Here is a 21,180-nt window from a genome sequence, read left to right on the forward strand (position 1 = left end):
CCACGATTATTCGCAGGTAAGCAGAACCAGTACACATCCCTTTTCTGACGTTAAATCCAGCGTCTCTTGCAGAATGCGGCTCTCACCGCTGAACAGATCCCGATAGCGTTTCCCCGTCAGCTCCTCGGGTATCGCCACCGTGGTATTGACCCACAGCTGATGATTATCAGTGACATCAAAAACCAGACGCGGCACGGCGACAATCAGCGCCTCCTCGTCCTTAACGCGGGCATAGACAATCAGGTTCTCCTCGCGCTCGCCGGAGACCTTAAGCGGCAGCCAGTCGCCGTAGCGGAATAGCGCGTCGTAATGCGGACGCAGCCGCAGCAGCGTGGCGGTGACGAACTGCTTAACGCGCCCGTCTCGCCAGCAGGCCGGGTTATCAAACACTGTGGCATCCGCCGCGCTGAGGTTGTGCACCAGCGCGTTGAAGTCCGGCTCCCGTCGGTTATCCGGGTCAACGAGGCTAAAGTTAAGCGCCTCGCTGCCCTGATAGATATCCGGCACGCCGGGAGCCGTCAGCTTGATTACCGTCTGGCTGAGGCTGTTCATCAACCCGGCGCGGATAAAGGGCTGCATCGCCTCGCTAAAATCCTGCAGGAACAGCGCGTTGTCCGGCGAAAGCAGATGCCGCGCGTAGCTCAGCACCACGCTCTCATAGCTCTCGTTGCTGTCGATCCAGTCGGTGCGCTGTTTTGCCTCGCGCAGCGCTTTCTCGAGGAAGCCGATGAATCGCGCGTCGAGTGCTTTAAGCCCTTCGGCGTCGTCCGGTGACTGCGTGGCGGGCCAGACGCCCGCCAGCGCCTGATAGATCATCCAGGTATCGGCAGCGTTCGGCGCGGTACCGTCATTGAGAAAACGCACCTGAGTCTGGTTCATCTGTCGCCAGCGGGCCAGATTTTCCCCCCAGCGTTCCGGCGCTTCCGTCAGGGTGTAGAGACGCGCCCGGGCGTCTTCCCCGCGCTTGGTATCGTGCGTGGAGGTGCCCAGCAGCGCGTCGGGCTGTCGGGCGAGACGAATGCGCATCTCCTGGTGGAAGCGGGATAATGAAAACGCGCGCGGCGTCGGGTCGGCGCCCACTTCATTGAGCGCCAGCTCGAGGTTGTGGCGAAAGAACAGCGTGTCTTCAACGGACTTCGCCATCAGCGGCCCGGTAAGCTGCTGGAAGCGGGTTCTGAACAGCGCGGCGGACTCGCGGCAATCTTCCGGCAGATCGCCGGTAAGAATGCGCACAATCAGGCTCAGCGCCGCTTCAGACATCTCCACGCCGGCGATCACGCGGTTAAGCAGCGCCACGTCCGGCGGGGTTAATCCCTCCCGGGTGCCGTAGGTGCGGTAGACCGGAAAGGCGATAAGCAGCTCGCGCAGCGCGTGGCGGATCTCCTCGCGCGGTAGCGCAACCTCATTGCGGCCGGCCAGATCGTCAGCAAGGTTAAGCAGCGTGGTGAATTCACCCTCAAAATTGCGATCGGTCATCAGGCCCTTGGCATCGCGCAGTTCCGCGTGGCGATCGACCGTTATCCCCAGCGTTTCGTCGTGGATGGTCTCCAGGCGCGACAGGTTATCGTCGTCGACCAGCACTTCCGCCAGCGAGGCGATAAACTCGTAGCCGGTGGTGCCGGATACCGGCCAGTCGGCGGGGAGCTGTTCTCCCTTCGCGAGGATTTTTTCAACCGTGATGTAGCAGTCGGGCCCGGTTTTCTCCCGCAGGCGCTGCAGATACCCCAGCGGATCGGCCAGGCCGTCGACGTGGTCGATGCGCAGGCCGTCCACCACGCCCGCGTGAACCAGCTCCAGGATCAGCCGGTGCGAATCGTCGAAAACCGCGTCGTCTTCAACCCGAACGCCGACCAGCCCGGTGATCTCGAAGAAGCGCCGCCACGAGAGCTGCTTCGGCGCTTCCCGCCAGGACATCAGCCGCCAGCTTTGCGCTTCATGCAGCTCAGCGATGCTCTTATCCTCGCTGTACGTGCCGGGGTTGAGCGGATACTCGGCGTCGTAGTAAACCAGCGTGGCCTTGTACGTGACAGGGTCACGTTTTAGAGCGATCGCCCCCTTCTCCAGCTCCGCCTCAAAGGTGTCACCGAGGAACGGCAGCGTTAGCGGGCGCGACCCGTCGATATCGAAATAGCGGAAATAGCGGCTCTGCTGGCCGTATTCAATCACGTCCCGCCACCAGGCATTTTCCAGCGAGGTGGACATATGGTTCGGGACAATATCCAGAATCAGCCCCATGCCGGCCTGCTTAAGCGCCGCCGCCATGCGGTCGAAACCGTCTCGTCCGCCGATCGCGGGGTCAATTTCATTCGGGTTGGTCACGTCATAGCCGTGAGTGGAACCCGCTGTGGCGGTAAATACGGGCGATGCGTAGAGATGGCTGATGCCGAGATCTTTCAGGTAAGGCACCAGCGCCGCAACGCGGTCGAAGGTCATGCCATTACGGAACTGAATACGGTACGTGGCGGAAGGGATCATAACGATGCTTCTCCATCAGCAAAGCGAACGACAATACCGTTCGGCGGTAAAACGTCAGTGACTTCCGGCCAGGCAAAGCGCGTCTCACCCGCGAGATCGGGCAGCACGACGGGCTTACTAGCGATATTCAGCGCCAGAGAGAGCGTCCCCGACGGGAAATGCCAGCTCACCGCCACCATGCCGGGCGCGGTCTTGATTACTTTGCCCTCAACGGCGCCGCCATGACGCAGAAGCGGAACGATATGGCGATGACGCAGCGTCAGCAGGTGGCGCGTGAAGCGCAGCCACGTTTTGCCTTCGTCGGTGGCAATCTTATTCCAGTCGAGTTTTGAACGGATAAACGTGCTCAGGTCGTTCGGATCCGGGACGGTTTCATCGTGCCCGGCATGGCCGGTAAACTCTTTCGCGCGCCCTTCCCGCACCGCCTTTGCCAGATCGCCGTGAAAATCGGTGAAGAACAGGAACGGGTGCGTTTCCCCAAACTCCTCGCCCATAAACAGCAGCGGGATATGGGGGGAAAGCAGCAGCGCGGCAAGGAGCACCCGCGTCTTATCGGCCCCCGCCAAGGCGATCAGCCGCTCGCCCTGGGCACGATTCCCGGTCTGATCGTGGTTCTGAATAAAATCGACGAAGAACTGCGGCGGCTGCGTCTGGCACTCCACTCCGCGGGATTCGCCGGTTTGCAGCGAAATCTCGCCCTGGTAGACAAAGCCTTCCGCCAGCGCCCGGGCGAACTTTTTCTCCGGCTCAAAGGCAAAATCCTGGTAGTACGCGTGGGTCTCGCCGGTGGCAAACACGTGGGCAGCGTTGTGGAAGTCATCATTCCACTCGGCGGTGAACAGCGGCGTATTGCCCTGTTCATCGCGCGGATGCAGGAAAATCACGTTGCGGCTGTCTTCCGTGGTCAGGTGAACGTGGCGGTGCGGGATCGCCTCGCGGATTTTTGAGGCAATCTCCTCCAGAATGTGCATCTCCGCGCTGTCTTTAATCTGGTCGATGGCGTCAAAGCGCAGGCCGTCCAGACGATACTCCGTCAGCCAGTAGAGTGGCGCATCGGTAATGTACTGCCTTACCGGCTCGCGTTCGTAAGCAATTCCGTTGCCCCACGGCGTCATCCGCTGTGCATCAAAAAACGCGGGCGACAGCAGCGGCAGATAGTTCCCCTCCGGGCCGAAGTGGTTGAGCACGATATCCAGCACCACGGAGAGTCCCAGCCCGTGCGCGGCGTCGATAAACGCGTGGAAATCCTCCGGCGTACCGTAGGCAGAGTGCGGGGCGTACAGCAGCACGCCGTCATACCCCCAGCCGCGTGTTCCGCCAAACTGAGAGACGGGCATCACTTCAAGCTGGGTAATACCGAGCTCTGCCAGATACGGCAGCTTGTCGATGGCGGCCCGGAAGGTGCCCTCCGGGGTAAACGTGCCGATGTGCAGCTCGTAGATAACCGTATCTTCCCACGGCCGCCCTGCCCAGTCCCGGTTGACCGGCTGATAGCGTTGGGGATCGATAACGATGGAGGGGCCGTTAACGTCGCCTTTTTGCGCGCGCGATGCGGGATCGGGCACCGTCATGCCGTCCTGCAGAACAAATTGATATTCTGCACCGTGCGTGACGCCGGGTACGTCTGCCTGAAACCAGCCGTCGCCAGCTGCCGTCATCGGCACGTCGGCGGCGGCCAGACGTAGCGTAAGTTCTTTCTGTCCTTCTGCCCAGACGCGAAAACGTACAACGTCATCGGAAATAAACTCAGCACCCCACTGCTTTTGAAATGTCCTGAATTCCATTCATTGTCCTCGAATGACCCACATTTTACGCGGAACGAAGTACAAGCTTAGTTCAGGATTAAAAGTGTGTTAGGCCAGCGAATTTAACCGCTTCGTCTATTCTTTATGAAATAACTCACTACCGGGAATACTATGCAGATTCGAAAAGGACTCAGTACCGACCTCGCTCGCCTTGAATGCTGTGACTTTTCTTTCACCATTAGCCACATTGCGCGAGAGCCCTTTATCCACTGCGATTTGCATATCGAAGCCGTCGCCGAGCCCTGGATTAAAACCTACGAGCTCGATATCCAAACCCTTGAAAACCACTGCGTTAATCCGGACGCCATATTTCTTATTGCCGAAACGGATGACGGTGAAATAGCGGGATTTATTACCGCGTCAATCGGCTGGAATAAGTTTATCTCGGTGGATTACATTGCCGTGGAGCGCACGAAACGCAGAACCGGCGCCGCGCAAAAATTAATGGCCGCCGCGCACGTCTGGGCCCGCAGCGTAAACGCGCCGGGATTACGGCTTGAAACACAAAATGTGAACGTCTCGGCCTGTCTGTTTTACCGCAACTACGGGTTTACCCTGGGCGGATACGATCGTTATCTCTACAACGCCTTACCGGAAAAAGACGAAATCGCCCTGTTCTGGTATTACATGCTGGTCTAGCGGTGCGGCCTTCATATTTCTGTCATTGAATTTCATTACGCTTTCGGGATTTTAACCAGGGTGTTGAGGAAAAAAGTGTGAATTCAATGGCTAAGGTATTACTGCTGGCATTACCTGTTTTGAGTGCAACGGCCGCGGCGACGGCCGCCGGGGGCGAGCTGTGTGAACCCAAAGCGTACGAAATGGCGCTGCGCTATCAGCAGAAATCGGCAGAGATCGTGGCCCTTCAGCTGCAGACGTATCGGTTTGCCACCGAGCGTTTCAACGAAAAGTTAAAAGAGCTGAAAACGCCTGAAAATTACGCCGTGGTAATGGACCTGGATGAAACGGTACTGGATAACACCCCTCTGCTGGTGCGCGACACCGAGCAGTGTCACGACTATACAAAATGGGACACCTGGAGCGACTGGGAGAAACAGGGACAACCCGGCTTAATTCCGGGCGCGAAGGCGTTTCTTGACCATGTGAATCAAAGCAAGGTCCGTATCTATTATGTCTCGGACCGCATGCAGGAAAATAAAGCCTATACGCTCAGGACGTTAAAAGCTCTGGGACTTCCGCAGGTGTCCGATGAAAGCGTGCTTCTGGACACGGTCAGCAAGGAAGAGCGTCGCCAGAGCATCCTCAAAAAGCAGCAGATCGTAATGCTGTTTGGCGACAGCCTGCCGGATTTCGCCGTGCAGTTTAAAAATAAAAAGCCGAGCGAGCAGCAGCGCGAGCTGGTTGAAGCCAGCGCGGAACACTTCGGAAACGACTGGATTGTGCTGCCTAATGCCGCTTATGGCTCCTGGTCCAAAGCCACGCCGGACGGCTGGAACGCACCGCTGAAAAAATAAGGTTTTACGGGCCGGGAAAGGCAGCATCGCCACCCGGCTTCTGCGTTGTGCTATCCACCGCGTTTATAGGTCCTATCATTTCTGGGCAGGTTCTTATAATTTTACGAAGAAGTAAGATGAGCGCTTTCAAAGGAGACTCGTATGCTTACCGTGAAAAAACTTGCTCTTTCTACGCTGATTTCCAGTTCATTGCTTTTCTACCCTGCGCTGCAGGCGTCGGCAGAGACGCCCCAGCACGTCGTTAAACAACCGGCGGGCGGATACAGCGTTCAGGTCGGCGACGTTCTGGTCACCTCGTTTACGGACGGGACCGTCGCGCAGGATCTGCACAAGCTGCTGCGCCGGACAACGCCGCAAAAAATCGATGCGCTGCTCGCGAAAAATTTCCAGACCAACCCGCCTGAGGTATCCATCAACGCGTTCCTGATTGCGATGCCCGGACATAAAATTCTGGTGGATACGGGCTCAGGCCAGCTCTTTGGCCCCGGCAACGGCGGACGTCTGATTGAGAGCCTCGCCACCCAGGGGATTAAACCCGAGGACATTACTGAAGTCCTGCTGACCCACGCCCACTCCGATCACGCGGGCGGCCTGGTGAAAGACGGCAAGGTGGTGTTCAGCAACGCGCGCGTTTTCGTTGGCAAACCGGACGTCGACTTTTTCTTTAACGACGAGAATCAGAAAAAAACCGGCTACGGCAAGAACTATTTTGACGTCGCGCAGAAGACCTTAAAACCCTATCTTGACGCCGGTAAAGTGGTGCCGTTTAGCGGCACATCTGAGATTCTCCCGGGGCTGACCGGCACGGTTCATCCCGGCCATACGCCGGGTTCAGCCTTCTACACGCTGACGAGCAACGGCGAGAAGATCACCTTTGTCGGCGACATCATTCATGCCGCGGCGGTTCAGTTCCCGCAGCCTGACGTGACCATTACCTACGATGAAGATCAGAACAAAGCGGCAAGCGTGCGCGAACACGCGTTTGCGGACTTTGTGAAAAATAAAGACCTGGTCGCCGCGCCCCATCTGCCGTTCCCGGGTATCGGGTACGTCACCAAAGGCGAAAACGGCGGCTATGCCTGGGTCCCTGTGACCTATACCAACCGGGACGCCGGCAGCGCGAAATAAAATGACGCTCGTCTCTGACATGGACATCGACCTGATCCTGACCCTGGACGCCCTGCTTCAGGACAGGAATATCACCCATGCGGCCGCGCGGCTGGGCATCAGCCAGCCCGCGCTGTCCGCCCGTCTCGCGCGTCTGCGAACGCTGTTTGGCGAACCGCTGTTTATTCCCTCCCCACATGGACGTGGGGTGCTACCCACGCCGCGAGCGGAAGCGCTTAAGCTGCAGGTGGAGAGCGTGCTGCGCGGCATCAGCGCGCTATTTGCCCCCACCACGTTTGATGCCCAGACCAGTACCCGGACCTTTGTTATCGCCCTGCACGAAAACCCGGCGCTGATGCTGGGCACCGGGCTGCTTAACCAGGTGGGTACCGAAGCTCCAGGTATTCGCCTGCGCTTCGCCCTGCCACAGATGTCCGAACTGCCGCAGCAGCTTGAAAACGGTGATGTGGATATCTACATCGGCGTGAGCGCGGGTGCTCATGACGGCTGGGTGAGACGCAAACTGCTCGACGATACGTTTGCCACCGCCCAGCGTAAAGGCCATCCGCGCGGGACCGGAGAGTTAGACCTGGAAAGCTACTGCGCGCTTTCTCATCTGGTGGTGTCATCGGCGGGAGATCCGTTTACCGGCTTTGTCGATCAAACCCTGGCCGGGCTGGGCTACCAGCGGCACGTCGCGATGTCCACGCAGAGCTACGCCGTGGCGCCTGCGCTTGTTGCCGGTACCGACCTGGCGTGCACCCTGCCGGAACGGATGCTGAAACAGTTTGCCGGCACGCTGGATCTCTTTGCGCCGCCGCTGCCGCTCCAGCCGATTATCATCTACATGTACTGGCACCCGAAAAACAGCCAGGATCCGGCGAATGCCTGGCTGCGCGAGCAGCTGCTGCAGGCCGCCGGGCGTCAGGTGTGATCGAGGGTAACCAGAAACTTTTTAAGCACTTCTGATCGGATAATCCGGTGACAAACCAGCGTCAGCTCGCTTTCACGGAGCCGGTCGAGGATGTCCACGTAAACCACATTCTCGACGCTCACCGCCTTTGCCGAGGCGGGCAGCAGCGCCAGCCCAAACCCCGCCGAGACCAGGCTTATCACCGTGGGCACGTCGGTCGCGTTTTGCACCACGTCCGGCTGAAAGCCCGCCCCGCTGCAGGCGTCATAAAAGTACTGTTCCAGCCCCATTCCCTCCGGGTCGCGCAGGGAGATCCATTTTTCGTCCTTCACTGACGAAAGCGTCAGCGCGGAAGATCCCGCCAGCGGGTGCTGACGATACAGCGCAAGTACCGTTTTCTCTGACGTGAACGGGCGGCTTTGCAGATCGTCAGGCAGCGACGGCAGCGGCGCCCGGATAATAGCCACATCGAGCTGGTTGCTCTGCACGGCCGCGTAGAGCGTCTGCACGTTTCCCGTCACCAGCGACATGGTAATGGCCGGCCAGCGCGTATGCATCTGGCGCAGCGCGGCGGGCAGCCTGCCGTCGAACATCGCGCTCGACACGCACCCCAGGTTTAATACCCCCTGCTCGCCCCTTGCCGTTTGCCTGGCGTCGAGAACCGCCTGCTCGGTCAGGGAAATGGCGAGCCTGGCTTTCACCAGAAACGCTTCACCCGCGGGCGTCAGGGTTAAGCGGCGGTTCGCCCGGCTAAAGAGCGTGACGCCTAAACGTTCTTCCAGCGCCTTTATCTGCTGGCTCAGGGCCGGTTGCGCCATGTTCAGACGCTCAGCGGCCCGGTGCATGTGGAGCTCTTCGGCCACCACGATGAAATGGCGCATCTGACGAAACTGCACGGAACGCTTCCTTTTTTGATATGAATTTACTTATCAATTTAGCAGTAATGATGCAATTGATACTATTGGTCATTGCCATAAAAATGGAGGTATTCAAACGAGGGAGGAAAATATGGAAAACCCGATCAACGATCTCCGCAGCGCCATCGCCCTGCTTCAGCGCCACGAAGGGCAGTATCTTGAAACCGATTATCCGGTCGATCCCAACGCGGAGCTGGCGGGAGTCTACCGCCATATCGGCGCGGGCGGCACGGTAAAACGTCCCACCCGTACTGGCCCGGCCATGATGTTCAACAGCGTGAAGGGTTATCCGGGCTCCCGCATCCTGGTGGGCATGCACGCCAGCCGCGAGCGTGCGGCGCTCCTTCTGGGCTGCGAGCCCTCTGAACTCGCAAAACACGTCGGCCAGGCGGTGAAAAAGCCGGTTGCGCCGGTTGTCGTTCCGGCCTCGCAGGCGCCCTGCCAGGAACAGGTTTTCTACGCTGACGACCCTGACTTCGACCTGCGCAAGCTTCTTCCGGCCCCCACAAACACGCCGATTGATGCGGGCCCGTTCTTCTGTCTGGGGCTGGTGCTGGCGAGCGATCCGGAAGACAGCTCGCTGACGGATGTCACCATCCACCGCCTCTGCGTTCAGGAGCGCGACGAGCTTTCCATGTTCCTTGCCGCCGGTCGGCATATCGAAGTCTTCCGCAAAAAGGCGGAAGAGGCCGGAAAACCGCTGCCGGTGACGATCAATATGGGGCTCGATCCTGCCATCTATATCGGCGCGTGCTTTGAGGCGCCCACCACGCCGTTTGGCTACAACGAGCTGGGCGTCGCCGGGGCGCTGCGCCAGCAGCCGGTCGAACTGGTGCAGGGCGTGGCGGTAAAAGAGAAAGCGATCGCGCGGGCGGAAATCATCATCGAGGGCGAACTGCTGCCGGGCGTGCGCGTAAGAGAAGATCAGCATACCAACACCGGCCACGCGATGCCGGAGTTCCCGGGCTACTGCGGCGAGGCGAACCCGTCCCTGCCCGTGATCAAAGTGAAAGCCGTGACCATGCGAAACCACGCGATCCTGCAAACGCTGGTGGGACCGGGAGAAGAGCATACCACCCTGGCCGGTTTACCGACGGAAGCCAGCATCCGCAATGCCGTTGAAGAGGCGATTCCGGCCTTCCTGCAAAACGTCTATGCGCATACCGCGGGCGGCGGTAAATTCCTCGGGATCCTGCAGGTGAAAAAACGCCAGCCGTCAGACGAAGGCCGTCAGGGACAGGCGGCGCTCATTGCCTTAGCCACCTATTCGGAGCTGAAGAACATCATTCTTGTCGACGAAGACGTGGATATTTTCGACAGCGACGACATCCTGTGGGCGATGACCACCCGCATGCAGGGCGATGTCAGCATCACCAATATTCCGGGGATCCGCGGCCACCAGCTGGATCCGTCCCAGTCGCCGGATTACAGCACCTCAATTCGCGCAAACGGCATCTCCTGCAAGACCATCTTCGACTGCACGGTGCCGTGGGCGCTGAAGGACCGCTTCGAGCGCGCGCCGTTTATGGAGGTGGATCCGCGTCCGTGGGCGCCGGAGCTGTTCGCTGATAAGAAATAGGGATAGTTTCGGGCGTATGGCCAGCAGGTCATACGCTGATTTTCTTATCAAGCGTGGCAATATTTTTATCTGCCTTTCTCTCCACCGAGAAACGATCGACGCTCAGCAAAATGAGCATCAGCCCCCTGCCGCTCTCCAGTAACGGCGAGATTTCGCAGAAGCGGTCTCGTCGGGCGGCCTCAAGCCGCTCCAGCGGGAATGCATCGCCCGCGTCGGTAAAGACAACGCGGACATTATGGTCCCGAATGACGAACTCTACGCTAAATGTACGTGAAGCATCCTCATGCAGCGCGTGCCGGATGATATTTGTCGCCACTTCACAGACGGCAAGATCGAGCGCGAAACGCCACTCATCGTCAACGGCAAGCGCGCTCAGACGGTCTCCCAGCCAGCCAGCAAGCGGCGTCAGGGAGCCGAGCTCCGCCGGAAATTCCGTATGCTCCGGCGTCTGCATCTACTGCCCCAGCTGCGCAAGCGCGCTGTTTTTATCCGGATAGATGCGGAATATGCGATCCATTCGGGTCAGGGTGAACATATTCATGATCCCGGGGTTCAGGGAGCACAGCGCCATGTCGCCTTTCCCGTTCATCAGCTTAAACAACGACACCAGCATCCCCAGCCCGCTGCTGTCGATAAAGTCCACTTTGCTGAAGTCGACAATTAAGGCTTTACGATCGCTGCCAATTTCTTCCGTGACGGTGGCCTTAAACGTCGCGGCAATGGACGCATCCAGCCGCCGGACCGCTGGCGTAAGAATGTTGGCATGCGGTAATCGTTCAGTGTTAATAATCATTCTGTTCTCCCTGACGCTCAATCACTAACAGTGAAACGTCATCGGTTAAGGCGGTCGGTTCATCACGATTTGCATTGCGCCAGCCGGTCAGGTGTTGTCCGAAACGCAGCAGGAGCTCGTCTACCGGCAGATGGGCATGTTCATGAAGCCAGCGTTCCAGACGTTGCGGGCCAAACTGCTCGCTCTCGCTGTTCTCACATTCCGTGATGCCGTCACTAAATAAGCATAAGCGATCCCCTGAATTGAGGGTAAAAGCGACGTCCTCCCAGCTGAGGTCGGGGATCAGCCCGACCGGCGGTCCACCCTCGCCAACGGAAGTGACGGCACTCTCTGCGTTCACAATCACGGGAGTAGGATGCCCCGCCTGACACAACGACCCCTGACCACTGACGGGGTCGATCACGCCGTAGATGATGGTGAAATAGCTGGTGATGTCGTTTTCTTCACTGCAAAAGCGGCTGTTCAGTATTCTGACGACCTCGGCAGGCGACTGAATTCCGCCCTCTGCGGTAAACAAAAAACGATCCACCACCCGGCCATGCAAGAACTGACGCGCCACGGCGAGGGACATCATTGCTGCCCCCACGCCGTGACCGGAGACATCAACGCAGTAGAACCCCAGATGAGAGTCCAGAGGAAAAATATTGAAGACATCACCCGATACCCAGGCAGACGGTAAGAAAAGCCAGTCGGAAAAGTAGTTCCCGAAGCGCAGGCGGTGTGAAGGCAGAACCGAGTGCTGAACGCGCGCCGCCAGCTCAAGATCCTGTTCAATCTGGCGTAACGCTTCACTCAGGCGCTTATTATGCGCCGCGAGGGTCGCTTCCAGCGTCAAAATACGTACCCCGGCATGGAGCCGCGCCCGTAGCTCAGCCTGTTCGACGGGTTTGCTTAAAAAATCATCGGCCCCCGCATCAAAACCCTGCGTTAAATCCCCGGCATTCTCGCGGGCCGTCAACAGGATGATATACACATAGTGGCCAAACTGACGGCTGCGGATCGTCTGACAGAGCGTAAGCCCGTCCATTTCCGGCATCTCCCAGTCGCTTATCACCATGCTGATCGGCTGGCTGGACAATATTTCCAGCGCGGCAACGCCATTTTCCGCCTCGCTCACGATATACCCCCACTGGGTGAGCATTCGGGAGAGCAACCGACGATAAATCAGCGAATCTTCGACGATTAATACGTGCAGCGCTGACATATATCCCTCCTATAGCGGTAAGAACCAGATGAGGCTCACGGTCCCTTCCCTGAATTTTGCGTTACCGTTGCCGTGCCCCGGATAGCGGGTCCCCGCATAGTTCGCGTACTGGATGGAGAACGAACCTGGCGTATAGCCCGCATAGCCAAAGCTGTAGCTGTAATCGCCGTTCCAGGGCTGCTGCTGGCTGCTGTCCGGGAACCAGAACGCCGTTGCGCGAACGAAGAAATGTTGTTTGAAGGTATAGCCGCAGCCGCCGAGCATGACGTTTTTATTTTTGCGGATGTCATCGCTGCTGAGGTCGTAGTAGCGCGGAACCCAGCTGTACCCGACCTGGCAAATGATAGAGTCCCCTTTATTAATCAGGAGCGCGTTTTCAACCGGTTTCGGTAGCGAAAACTTGTAGGCCAGCGTAAAGGCGCCCTGTTCGAAATAGGTGTGTCTCCGGCTACCCGACGTCCAGAAGTGGTTATCGCCATAGTTGCCGTAGACCAGGCTGAACGTGTTGGCGTGCCAGTCGTCATAGCCAAAGCTGTAGCGAAAATCTGCGGTGTAGCGGTTGGTATCCCTGACCGGCAGCCGGGAGGTAATGTTGGCAAACCAGAAGCTGTAGGGGGAATACTGCAGACTAAGATTCAGCGTCTGGTTAATTTTTTTCGCCTGCGCGGCGCTGTCCGAGCTGTTGGGCACGCTCACCATCTGCTCTTTCAGCCCAGAACTAAAGCTCAGAGCGCCTGAAAATTTCTTGTCATTGCCTGAGAACAGGCGCCCCCACCGGCTGGTAAAAACGCCTGCCTGAACGGGCTCGCCGTTTTTATCGCGCAACGTCTCTTTCTCATTGCTTTGCGCCGCATCCGCCGCGGGTATTGCGGCGAGTAAGACGCCCGCCAGGAGCCATTTTTCGCGCATAACCGCCATCCTTAGTTAGGTATCCAGCGTGCAGCGACGTTGTATTTTGCCATGAGCCACAAAATGCCCAGTGCCGCAGCATGCACTAACGTATTTTCTATCCAGGCATGACGCCACAAATCGAAGGTGATGAACTGACTCACCAGCAGCACCACGTACACATGCAAAATGAAGGTATAAAGCGAGTGCTGGCCTAACGGAATAAGAAACCATCCCAGCAGGCGGTTGAGCGGCGTCCAGCAGTATGTCAGCACCAGATAGACGGTAACCATCAGGGCGATATCGTTTAATACCCGCACCGGGCCCAGCCCATTTTTCGCCGCCCAGGTGTGATAAAAGGTGTTGAAGCCGTCAGGCGGAATCACGTGCATCAGCAGCGCGGGGGGCATAAACGGGTTGGTATGGTTCTGTGCTATGAACCCCAGAATGAGCGCCACTATCACCAGCGCAACCACCACCACTTTACCTGCAGGCGTGCGTGCGAAAGAGATCAGTTCGGCTTTATACCACCCGCTGGCCATGCCCAGCACAAAGATGAACTGCCAGGCCAGCAGCGGAAAGGCAAATTCGAATTCCGACGGCGTCAGCCGGAGCGGCCACCGCTGCCAAAGGCCGTACACTAGCAGAGACGCCCCCAGCAGCCACCAGACGTTACCCTTCTGTAGCATCCCCAAAAATAGCGGGCTGAGTAGCAGCAAAAAGATATACAGCCCCAGAATTTGCGTCTGATGGGGGCCAATCTGCAAATAGAGAATAATGTTGAACCAGGTCTCTTTTATTTGTGGCGTGACCGGATAAAGCGACCAGCTTTCACCCGAAAAGCGGTCGGTAAAATGAGTGACCTCGAAAAGATTAATATGCGGGATATAGGACAGGAGAATAAACGACACTATGATAATGATATTTACGCGATATATTTTCCACGCCCTGAGATAAAGCCCCCACGAAACCGTGAGTAATACGACTTTTTGCAGACGAGCGCGATTCAACATCCCCAACATAAATCCCGAGAGAATGACAAAGCCTTCTGCGCCGGTTGTTAACCCAAAACGCTCCCAGGAGAATATATTAATTACCGACATCACTTCCGTATGCGCCACGACCATCATGACGAGGGCAATCCCGCGCATAAAGTCAATTCTCAGGTCCCGGGCACCTGCAATGGCATACCGCCATGATCTTGATTTTACTATATCCGCTTGCGCGATCGGCGGCGCAATATGGCTCATAGGGTATCCTTTACCTGGAAACGAAAATTAACGTCTAAATAAAGTAGATAGCCTAAAGGAATAGTAACCGCAATTTATCGTGAACAGATGAGGCGAATTAAGCAGAATTTAACCTTAATTAACCACCACTAAATAATAGTAATGAACGTGGCTGGACACTTTTATTCGGCGTTCTACACTTACCTTAAATCTTGTTTATTCGCTATTTTCTTTGACCTTCTGGCAACTGCCTTTGCAGCAGAATGGGTCTGCATATTCACGGAATCAGGAACGCCGGAACTATGGATTTTTATTTTTCCCTTTTTGAACATCGTCGACCTCCGGAACCGTTGAAAACGCCGCGCTGGGTAATGATGACCTGGCAGGTGTTAGCGGTCGCGGCGCTTATTCTGGGCGCAAATTATATTTACTGGCGCTGGACCGCCTCCCTGAACACGGACGCGTTATGGTACGCCATACCGCTGGTCCTCGCCGAAACCCTGGCCTGGATCGGTACCGTGCTGTTTACCATCAACTTATGGAAAGAACAGGATCCTCCCCAGAGTCCGCCCCCGAGCGAGATTAACGACTGCCTGTCACCGGAGGAGGCAGTAGAGCCCCGTCCCGTTAAGGTGGATCTGTTCATTGCCACCTATTCCGAAGACACCGAGCTGGTGAGGCTGTCCATTCGCGACGCCCTGAATATGGATTACCCGTACCCGATTGACTACCGGATCCACGTCCTCGATGACGGCCGTCGCCCGGAGATGAAAGCCGTTTGCGATGAGGAAGGCGTCAATTACATCAGTCGCCAGACCAACATCGGATTTAAGGCCGGTAACCTGCGCAATGGTCTTGAGCAAACCGACGGCGATTTTCTTGTTATCTGCGACGCCGATACCCGTGTATTTCCCACCCTTCTCAGCCATACGCTGGGCTATTTCCGCAACCCTGACGTGGCCTGGGTGCAGACGCCGCAGTGGTTCTTCGATCTCCCGGAAGGAGAAAGTTTGTCGCGCTGGGGCCAGCGGAAAGCCGGAAAAATGGGCTATGGCCTGGGCTGGCTGATCCAAAAGTGTGTCGGCCCGGTCACGGTTGGCCGCGACCCGTTTTTTAACGATCCGCGCATGTTCTATGACGTCATCCTGCGGAGGCGCAACTGGGCCAACGCCGCATTCTGCTGCGGCGCGGCGTCCATCCACCGTCGCGAGGCGGTTATGCAGGCCGCGCTGAGAAGCTACGTCTGGTCCGTCGAAGAGGAGATCCATCGCCATACCCGCGACATACGCGATGACGAAACGCGGAGCGCGCTACAGGAGGCGATGCGCCCCCACGTGGCATTTGACACTGAGTTAACGCCCTACAAATTTCACGTCTCCGAAGATATTTACACCTCGGTGCTGCTGCACGGTGACGCCGCACGACGCTGGCGTTCGGTCATGCACCCGCGCGTTGAGTCGAAGATGCTCTCTCCGCAGGATATGCTGACCTGGATGATTCAACGCTTTAAATATGCCGCAGGTTCGCTGGATATTTTGTTCCATGACAATATCTTCAGCCGTCGTCGCTTCAGGCTTTCACTCCCCCAGACGCTGATGTACGCCACGACCTTCTGGTCCTATATGGCCTGCGTATGGAACACGGTGTTTTTGATTTCACCCATTATTTATCTGTTCACCGGTATTCCGCCGGTATCGGCCTGGTCGACGCCGTTCTATCTCCACTTTCTCCCCTTTTTTATTTTCTCCGAACTGGCCTTTATGTTCGGGACATGGGGAATTTCGGCCTGGGACGGCAGGGCCTCCTATCTCTCCTTCTTTTCCATGAACCTGCGCGCGCTCAATACGGTGCTGCGGGGCGAGCAGATCAAATTTCACGTCACGCCAAAAGAGCGGCAGACGGGCCGTTTTCTCTATCTGGTGAAGCCGCAGATTGCCATCGTGGTGCTGACCCTCGCAGGGCTTGTCTGGGGAGGGATTCAGGTTGCACGCGGCCAGGTCGACGACCCTTCCGGCTACGTCATCAATATTTTCTGGGGAGGGGTGAACATCGCCGCCATGCTGCCGCTGATATTCGCAGCCATGTGGACCCCCGCCGAAGAGGATGAGGTCACCCAATGAGAATACGTGATGCCCTGCTTTCCGCGCGCAGTTATCTCACTATTCTGCTGGGGTTCCTGCTCGGCTTTGCCATTGTGGTATGGGTTGAGAAACAAATGCCTTCGCGCGTGGAGAGCAGCGGCGGCATCGCGCTCAGTAAAGATTTCCCTCCGCTGCCCGCAAAACGCGAGCTGACCTATGACGAGGCCATCTGGGCGCGGGTAGCCTGGCAATACTACGTGAATAATACCCAGCCAAACGGCCTGGCAAATGCCAGCGACGGTGAGCCCTGGCTGAGCCTCTGGAGCGTAGGAAGCTATCTGTTTGCGACCGCCGCCGCAGAGCAGCTTAATATCATTTCCACCGATGAGTTTGACGAGAGGGTCAGCGCGGCCCTGTTTACGCTGGGGCAGCTGCCGCTCACTGAACAAGGCCTCCCTGCCGCGTATTACCATGCGGACACACTCAAAATTCTGGGGAAACCCGACGCCTCCGCAATAGGCCTGAGCCGCCTGCTGACGGCGCTGCAGACCATTCTGTGGCGCTATCCTCAGCACGCGGCCGCTATCCGCGATCTGTTTAGCGTCTGGCGCACCGGCGCGCTGATGGAAAACAGCACCCAAAGCCAGGCGGCGGTACCGCTCCATCACTGGACGCTGGCTGCCGACGAGCAGCGAGACAGCTTTGGCTACCGGCTCTATGCCAGCCATACGCTGCGCTTGATTGACAGTGCGGCGGGACTGGCGGTCACCAATCCGCCCGAAGGGCAAAAGATGATCGACCTGGACGGGATCATGGTTCCTGATGAAGGCCTGCGCACGCCCTGGGGCAAGCAGACCTCCCTGATCAGTCTGCCCTATCTGCTAACCGGACTCGAACTGGGTTTTGACGCGCAGAGCGCTGAAATTGCGTGGCGGATTATGCAGATCCAGCAGCGGCGCCACGGCCTGCGCTCACCAAAACCTCCTATCAGCACGGATTATGCCGAACCGGCACCGGATTACGTTACCGATCTGCCAAACAGGCAGCCGGTACAGGCGCGCGCCCTGCGTGACGAAGTGCCGGAGAAAGTCGCGATCGCCTCCACCCGCACCGCGTTTGCCTGGTATGCCCTGTTCCGCAACAGCTGGAGCGAGGCGCTGCGCCAGCAGGTTCTGCCGCTTCTGGTGCCGGGTAAAGGCTGGCAGCGCGGTTTCAATCTTAATAACAGCGTTAATAGCGTCGTGGACGCCGACACCAACGCCATCGTGCTGGAAAGTCTGTCGTATATCGCGCACGGCCAGATGCTCTGTCTGGCCTGCTTTAACACGGCCCCCCATTCATCCACTCCCGCAGGAGCAACGCCATGAAGCCAAGATCCCCGATCCTTTTCCACCTGCTCACGGGAATAACGATCTGCTGGCTGGCGCTCTCGACCGCGCGCGCGGAAACCGGGCTGCCTGCATCTGGTTACTCCCCTCGCAGCGGCGAGCTGACGGCCCGAGAGATGACCATTGCGAAAAACGCCTGGCAGTATTTCGTCTCAAACTATCAGCCCACGACGGGGCTGGTGAATGCGGTCAACAAATATCCTTCCACCACCATGTGGGACAGCGCCTCCTATCTGGCCGCACTGACGGCGGCGCGCGAGCTGGGGATCATTGATAAAGCAGAGTTCGATCGCCGGATGCTGAAATTTCTCGCCACGCTAAACACCCTGGTGCTGTTCCGCAACGAGCTGCCCAACAAAGCCTATAACACCATCAGCGGCCAGAAGGTGGACTACACCAACAAGCCCGGCGAAATTGGCTTCTCGGCTCTGGATATCGGGCGAATGCTGGTCTGGCTGAAAATCATCAAAGAACGTTACCCGGAATACGGCAACAGCGTTGATAACGTGGTGCTCGGTTGGGATTTCAGCCATGCGATCGACCCCTGCGGCACGCTGTACGGAGCCTATCTGGAGAACGGGCAGCCGAAGTATGTTCAGGAAGGCCGGCTGGGCTATGAAGAGTACGGCGCGGCGGGCTATCAGCTGTGGGGGTTCAATACCTGTAAAGCCAGCCGTCCGCAGCCGTACGAGCTGGCCGAAATCTACTGCGTGCTGGTTCCGTATGATTCACGCGACCCGCGCAACACGTCTCAGCATAACTATGTGGTGACGGAATCCTACCTGCTCTACGGTCTGGAGTTCGGCTTTGATAAACCGACCGATCGGGATAACGCTCCGCGCGACTACTCCCTGACGTGGATGAAAAACTTTGCCGATCGCGTTTATCAGGCTCAGGAGAACCGCTACACCATCACCGGCGTCCTCACCGCGCGCTCTGAGCACCAGCTCGATAAAGCGCCATACTTCGTCTATGACACCGTCTTCAGCGACGGGTACAACTGGAACACCATTACCGACAAAGGACAATTCGTCCCTAACGCTGCCGCAATTTCACTGAAGGCGGCGCTGGGAATGTGGGTCCTGTGGAACTCGCCTTATACCGATCGCCTGCTGAACACCATTGAGAATGCCAACGAAGAGGGAAAAGGCTACTACGAAGGGCTGTATGAAAACGGCGACGGGCCGATCAAGGAGTTCACCGCGAACAATAACGGCATCATGCTGGAGGCCCTGTTGTTCAAAAAAGAGGGGAAACTGCTGGCCTTCAACACCGATAACCCGAAGAGCAAGGATTTTGCGCCGTCGCTGTGGGATCAAAAGCTGCTCGATCAGTTTGAAGAGAACAACGCCCTGCGCAGCCGTCCGTTCCTTGCCAGCACGCCGGCCGTAAAAAGCTGGTGCGACCGGACCGGCGTCACGCAGCGCACCAAACCCGCCTGCCAGGCCTGTCAGTGCGCGTCATGCAGCGCGGACGAGCCGGTTAAACTGCCTCCGGTGACTGCGCAATGCTTAAAACCTTAGCCAGAGGGCTCGCGGGATTACTCCTCGCAGGTGTGGTCATCTTTGCTCTGTTTGGCCATCAGGGGGCTGGCTGGCGCTGGCTAATCAATGGCGGCTGGCACTCCAGCGCGCGTATCGCTGCCCTGACGCCAGAAGAACAGAAATGGGCGGCGATCGCCTGGCGCTATTTCGTCAACAATACCCAGCCGCAAACCGGACTGGTCAACGGAAGCGACAAACAGCCCCGCGTCACGCTCTGGCAAATGGGCGATACGCTTATCGCCCTGCTGGCGGCAAAAGAGCTGGGGCTGATTGATGAGGCCGAGTATGACGCCCGCCTGACGCGGCTGATGGGCACTCTCAACCGCCTGATGCTGACCGAGACCCGGACGCCAGGACGGCTCTATTCCAGCCAGACGGCAGCGACGATCGACTTTAGCGGCAAGCCCGCTAAAAATGGCTGGTCCGCGCGCGACATGGCTCGCCTGATGCTCGCCCTGCGCCTCACCGCTGAGCGGGAGCCGCAGTACAGCGAGTATCTGGATAAAATCATTCTGCGCTGGAACTTCTGCCCGGTCATCGATGCTGAAGGCGAACTGTGGTCCTCTTCCCTGCAAAACGGCCAGCCGGTGGTCCGTGAGGAGCTGCGCCTGGGCGAAAGCGAATATGCCGCGACGGCGTTTCATCTGTGGGGATTTTCCCCGGATAAAGCGTTTACGCCCCCGGCGCACCACGTCATCATCGCCCAGCGGCGGCTTGCTGTGGATGCCCGCGATCCGCGTACCACGTGGCAGCCCTCCCTGATAACTACCCTTCCCTACATGCTGCCGGGCCTGGAGTTTGGCTGGGAGCCAGAGGGCGTTGCGGCCGATCGGCAAAAGCGCCTGCGCAAGCAGGCCGAAAACGTCTGGCTCAGCCAGAAAACGCGCTGGGATACCGATAAGATCCTGACGGCAAGGGCAGATTTTGCGCTCCCACAGGCGCCCTGGCATATACAGGATACGGTCTGGGGAAATGGCTATGCCTGGAACTCTGTTGGCGACGATGGCCGGGATTACACCCGCTTCGCGCAGGTGTCGACAAAAGCGGTCTTTGCGCTGTGGGCCTTGTGGGACACCCCTTATACCGACGTGCTGATGTCGGTCACCGAGCACCTTAACGATCCGCAGAAAGGCTGGTACGAAGGCCGCCTTGAAGCCACGGGCGATACCAACGCCTCCCTGACCCTTTCTACCAATGCCACGGTTCTGGAAGCCCTTTTCTTTAAGCACAACGCCGGGCCGCTGTTTGACGCCCGCCGGTCTAAGAAAGAGAGCTACTTTACGCGCCGTGTGGCAGAGGAATATACGCCAGTCGGGCACTGTCTGCCGGGCGAAAACGCCGCAAGGAGGACGCCGTGAAGTTTTACCGCGATCTGTTTGAATCCAGTCTGAACCGCGTTTTTCCGAATAATGACAAAACAGCGTTTTTTCAGACGTTCTATGACGCCTTCGTCCATATGTCACCCGAGACGCAGCAACATTTTTCTCGCCTGCCGGATCGAGAGGGTCAGCAAACCCTGTTTAAAAGTTTCTTCGCCATGCTTGCGGTGGACGGCGCCCTGATCGTCCCTGATTTTCTCGAGCGTCTGGCGCGGGAGCAAAGCGACGACGGCCTGCACCTCCCCCCACGATTTTTCGCGCTCTGGCGAGAAGCGATGTTGAGCGCGGTCAGCGAGCGCGACCCGCAGTGCGACGATGAGATCCTGACGGCCTGGGCGATGGCGATAGCGCCCGGGCTGGAATACCTGCGCCGACAGGCCGAACTGCACTACCGCGCGTAGGG

At 57.9% G+C, this 21,180-nt stretch carries 18 protein-coding genes; 10 read left to right on the forward strand and 8 right to left on the reverse strand.

Translation table 11 applies throughout. The annotated features are described in order from the left end of the window. Positions 1 to 6: 6 nt before the first annotated feature. Together treY and treZ are read right to left on the reverse strand one after the other, a co-directional pair. A complete protein-coding gene (treY, locus tag EnteroDNA1_RS03305; protein ID WP_069302845.1) occupies positions 7 to 2,475 on the reverse strand; it encodes a malto-oligosyltrehalose synthase in 2,469 nt (822 codons plus the stop codon). After that, a complete protein-coding gene (gene treZ / locus EnteroDNA1_RS03310; RefSeq protein ID WP_064672554.1) occupies positions 2,472 to 4,259 on the reverse strand; it encodes a malto-oligosyltrehalose trehalohydrolase in 1,788 nt (595 codons plus the stop codon). Before treZ ends, treY begins: the two co-directional genes overlap by 4 nt. A gap of 132 nt (positions 4,260 to 4,391) precedes the next feature. On the opposite strand from treZ, the gene EnteroDNA1_RS03315 reads away from it, so the two are divergent. The 4 genes from EnteroDNA1_RS03315 (at position 4,392) to EnteroDNA1_RS03330 (ending at position 7,796) form a co-directional block, all read left to right on the forward strand. Next, complete coding sequence (locus EnteroDNA1_RS03315; protein WP_064672555.1) at positions 4,392 to 4,919, forward strand: GNAT family N-acetyltransferase; 528 nt, start codon at positions 4,392 to 4,394, stop codon at positions 4,917 to 4,919. 86 nt (positions 4,920 to 5,005) lie between these two features. Next, entirely contained in the window at positions 5,006 to 5,755 is a 750-nt protein-coding gene (locus EnteroDNA1_RS03320) for a 5'-nucleotidase, lipoprotein e(P4) family (RefSeq protein ID WP_404997265.1), read from the forward strand. A gap of 141 nt (positions 5,756 to 5,896) precedes the next feature. Next, positions 5,897 to 6,883, forward strand: a complete 987-nt coding sequence (locus EnteroDNA1_RS03325) for an MBL fold metallo-hydrolase (protein ID WP_064672557.1) — start codon at positions 5,897 to 5,899, stop codon at positions 6,881 to 6,883. Position 6,884: 1 nt separating this feature from the next. Beyond that, on the forward strand, positions 6,885 to 7,796 hold the full coding sequence (locus tag EnteroDNA1_RS03330) for a LysR family transcriptional regulator (RefSeq protein ID WP_064672558.1): 912 nt from the start codon (positions 6,885 to 6,887) through the stop codon (positions 7,794 to 7,796). Here the strand turns inward: EnteroDNA1_RS03330 and EnteroDNA1_RS03335 are convergent. Beyond that, complete coding sequence (locus tag EnteroDNA1_RS03335; RefSeq protein WP_045888228.1) at positions 7,787 to 8,671, reverse strand: LysR substrate-binding domain-containing protein; 885 nt, start codon at positions 8,669 to 8,671, stop codon at positions 7,787 to 7,789. The genes EnteroDNA1_RS03330 and EnteroDNA1_RS03335 overlap by 10 nt on opposite strands. A gap of 112 nt (positions 8,672 to 8,783) precedes the next feature. Here EnteroDNA1_RS03335 and EnteroDNA1_RS03340 point away from each other — a divergent pair, with 112 nt between their 5' ends. After that, entirely contained in the window at positions 8,784 to 10,271 is a 1,488-nt protein-coding gene (locus EnteroDNA1_RS03340; protein WP_069302847.1) for a UbiD family decarboxylase, read from the forward strand. A gap of 28 nt (positions 10,272 to 10,299) precedes the next feature. Here EnteroDNA1_RS03340 and EnteroDNA1_RS03345 read toward each other — a convergent pair whose 3' ends face one another. From EnteroDNA1_RS03345 to opgC, 5 genes are read right to left on the reverse strand one after another with little or no spacing between them, the layout of a single operon-like run. Further along, the gene (locus EnteroDNA1_RS03345; protein ID WP_069302848.1) at positions 10,300 to 10,725 is read right to left on the reverse strand and encodes an ATP-binding protein; all 426 of its coding nucleotides are present in this window, start codon (positions 10,723 to 10,725) and stop codon (positions 10,300 to 10,302) included. Beyond that, entirely contained in the window at positions 10,726 to 11,064 is a 339-nt protein-coding gene (locus EnteroDNA1_RS03350) for an STAS domain-containing protein (RefSeq protein WP_069302849.1), read from the reverse strand. Continuing rightward, positions 11,054 to 12,268, reverse strand: coding sequence for a PP2C family protein-serine/threonine phosphatase (locus EnteroDNA1_RS03355; protein ID WP_033145593.1), 1,215 nt, complete (start codon positions 12,266 to 12,268; stop codon positions 11,054 to 11,056). The genes EnteroDNA1_RS03350 and EnteroDNA1_RS03355 overlap by 11 nt, the downstream gene beginning before the upstream one ends. 9 nt (positions 12,269 to 12,277) lie before the next feature. Next, positions 12,278 to 13,177, reverse strand: a complete 900-nt coding sequence (locus EnteroDNA1_RS03360) for a hypothetical protein (protein WP_083239568.1) — start codon at positions 13,175 to 13,177, stop codon at positions 12,278 to 12,280. An 11-nt stretch (positions 13,178 to 13,188) separates the two neighbouring features. Then, positions 13,189 to 14,406 (reverse strand): OpgC domain-containing protein, encoded by a 1,218-nt coding sequence (gene opgC, locus EnteroDNA1_RS03365; protein ID WP_064672563.1) that lies wholly within the window; start codon positions 14,404 to 14,406, stop codon positions 13,189 to 13,191. A gap of 281 nt (positions 14,407 to 14,687) precedes the next feature. Here opgC and EnteroDNA1_RS03370 point away from each other — a divergent pair, with 281 nt between their 5' ends. From EnteroDNA1_RS03370 to EnteroDNA1_RS03390, 5 genes are read left to right on the forward strand one after another with little or no spacing between them, the layout of a single operon-like run. Further along, on the forward strand, positions 14,688 to 16,505 hold the full coding sequence (locus EnteroDNA1_RS03370; protein ID WP_069302851.1) for a glycosyltransferase family 2 protein: 1,818 nt from the start codon (positions 14,688 to 14,690) through the stop codon (positions 16,503 to 16,505). Continuing rightward, positions 16,502 to 17,833 (forward strand): DUF3131 domain-containing protein, encoded by a 1,332-nt coding sequence (locus tag EnteroDNA1_RS03375; protein WP_069302852.1) that lies wholly within the window; start codon positions 16,502 to 16,504, stop codon positions 17,831 to 17,833. Before EnteroDNA1_RS03370 ends, EnteroDNA1_RS03375 begins: the two co-directional genes overlap by 4 nt. Beyond that, positions 17,830 to 19,377: a DUF3131 domain-containing protein gene (locus EnteroDNA1_RS03380; RefSeq protein WP_069302853.1), complete on the forward strand. Its 1,548-nt coding sequence runs from the start codon at positions 17,830 to 17,832 to the stop codon at positions 19,375 to 19,377. The genes EnteroDNA1_RS03375 and EnteroDNA1_RS03380 overlap by 4 nt, the downstream gene beginning before the upstream one ends. Then, positions 19,362 to 20,756, forward strand: a complete 1,395-nt coding sequence (locus EnteroDNA1_RS03385; protein WP_064672566.1) for a DUF3131 domain-containing protein — start codon at positions 19,362 to 19,364, stop codon at positions 20,754 to 20,756. The genes EnteroDNA1_RS03380 and EnteroDNA1_RS03385 overlap by 16 nt, the downstream gene beginning before the upstream one ends. Continuing rightward, complete coding sequence (locus tag EnteroDNA1_RS03390) at positions 20,753 to 21,178, forward strand: globin (protein WP_033145600.1); 426 nt, start codon at positions 20,753 to 20,755, stop codon at positions 21,176 to 21,178. The genes EnteroDNA1_RS03385 and EnteroDNA1_RS03390 overlap by 4 nt, the downstream gene beginning before the upstream one ends. The last annotated feature ends 2 nt before the right edge of the window (positions 21,179 to 21,180 follow it).

Origin of the sequence: Enterobacter sp. HK169 (assembly GCF_001719105.1) — a bacterium.
GTDB classification, from domain to species: Bacteria; Pseudomonadota; Gammaproteobacteria; order Enterobacterales; family Enterobacteriaceae; genus Enterobacter; species Enterobacter asburiae_B.

Excerpts from the sequence above, each read along its gene's own strand:
- treY (WP_069302845.1), bottom strand. The coding sequence starts at position 2,475 with ATGATCCCTTCCGCCACGTACCGTATTCAGTTCCGTAATGGCATGACC.
- treZ (WP_064672554.1), bottom strand. The coding sequence starts at position 4,259 with ATGGAATTCAGGACATTTCAAAAGCAGTGGGGTGCTGAGTTTATTTCC.
- EnteroDNA1_RS03315 (WP_064672555.1), top strand. The coding sequence starts at position 4,392 with ATGCAGATTCGAAAAGGACTCAGTACCGACCTCGCTCGCCTTGAATGC.
- EnteroDNA1_RS03320 (WP_404997265.1), top strand. The coding sequence starts at position 5,006 with ATGGCTAAGGTATTACTGCTGGCATTACCTGTTTTGAGTGCAACGGCC.
- EnteroDNA1_RS03325 (WP_064672557.1), top strand. The coding sequence starts at position 5,897 with ATGCTTACCGTGAAAAAACTTGCTCTTTCTACGCTGATTTCCAGTTCA.
- EnteroDNA1_RS03330 (WP_064672558.1), top strand. The coding sequence starts at position 6,885 with ATGACGCTCGTCTCTGACATGGACATCGACCTGATCCTGACCCTGGAC.
- EnteroDNA1_RS03340 (WP_069302847.1), top strand. The coding sequence starts at position 8,784 with ATGGAAAACCCGATCAACGATCTCCGCAGCGCCATCGCCCTGCTTCAG.
- EnteroDNA1_RS03345 (WP_069302848.1), bottom strand. The coding sequence starts at position 10,725 with ATGCAGACGCCGGAGCATACGGAATTTCCGGCGGAGCTCGGCTCCCTG.
- EnteroDNA1_RS03350 (WP_069302849.1), bottom strand. The coding sequence starts at position 11,064 with ATGATTATTAACACTGAACGATTACCGCATGCCAACATTCTTACGCCA.
- EnteroDNA1_RS03355 (WP_033145593.1), bottom strand. The coding sequence starts at position 12,268 with ATGTCAGCGCTGCACGTATTAATCGTCGAAGATTCGCTGATTTATCGT.
- EnteroDNA1_RS03360 (WP_083239568.1), bottom strand. The coding sequence starts at position 13,177 with ATGCGCGAAAAATGGCTCCTGGCGGGCGTCTTACTCGCCGCAATACCC.
- opgC (WP_064672563.1), bottom strand. The coding sequence starts at position 14,406 with ATGAGCCATATTGCGCCGCCGATCGCGCAAGCGGATATAGTAAAATCA.
- EnteroDNA1_RS03370 (WP_069302851.1), top strand. The coding sequence starts at position 14,688 with ATGGATTTTTATTTTTCCCTTTTTGAACATCGTCGACCTCCGGAACCG.
- EnteroDNA1_RS03375 (WP_069302852.1), top strand. The coding sequence starts at position 16,502 with ATGAGAATACGTGATGCCCTGCTTTCCGCGCGCAGTTATCTCACTATT.
- EnteroDNA1_RS03380 (WP_069302853.1), top strand. The coding sequence starts at position 17,830 with ATGAAGCCAAGATCCCCGATCCTTTTCCACCTGCTCACGGGAATAACG.
- EnteroDNA1_RS03385 (WP_064672566.1), top strand. The coding sequence starts at position 19,362 with ATGCTTAAAACCTTAGCCAGAGGGCTCGCGGGATTACTCCTCGCAGGT.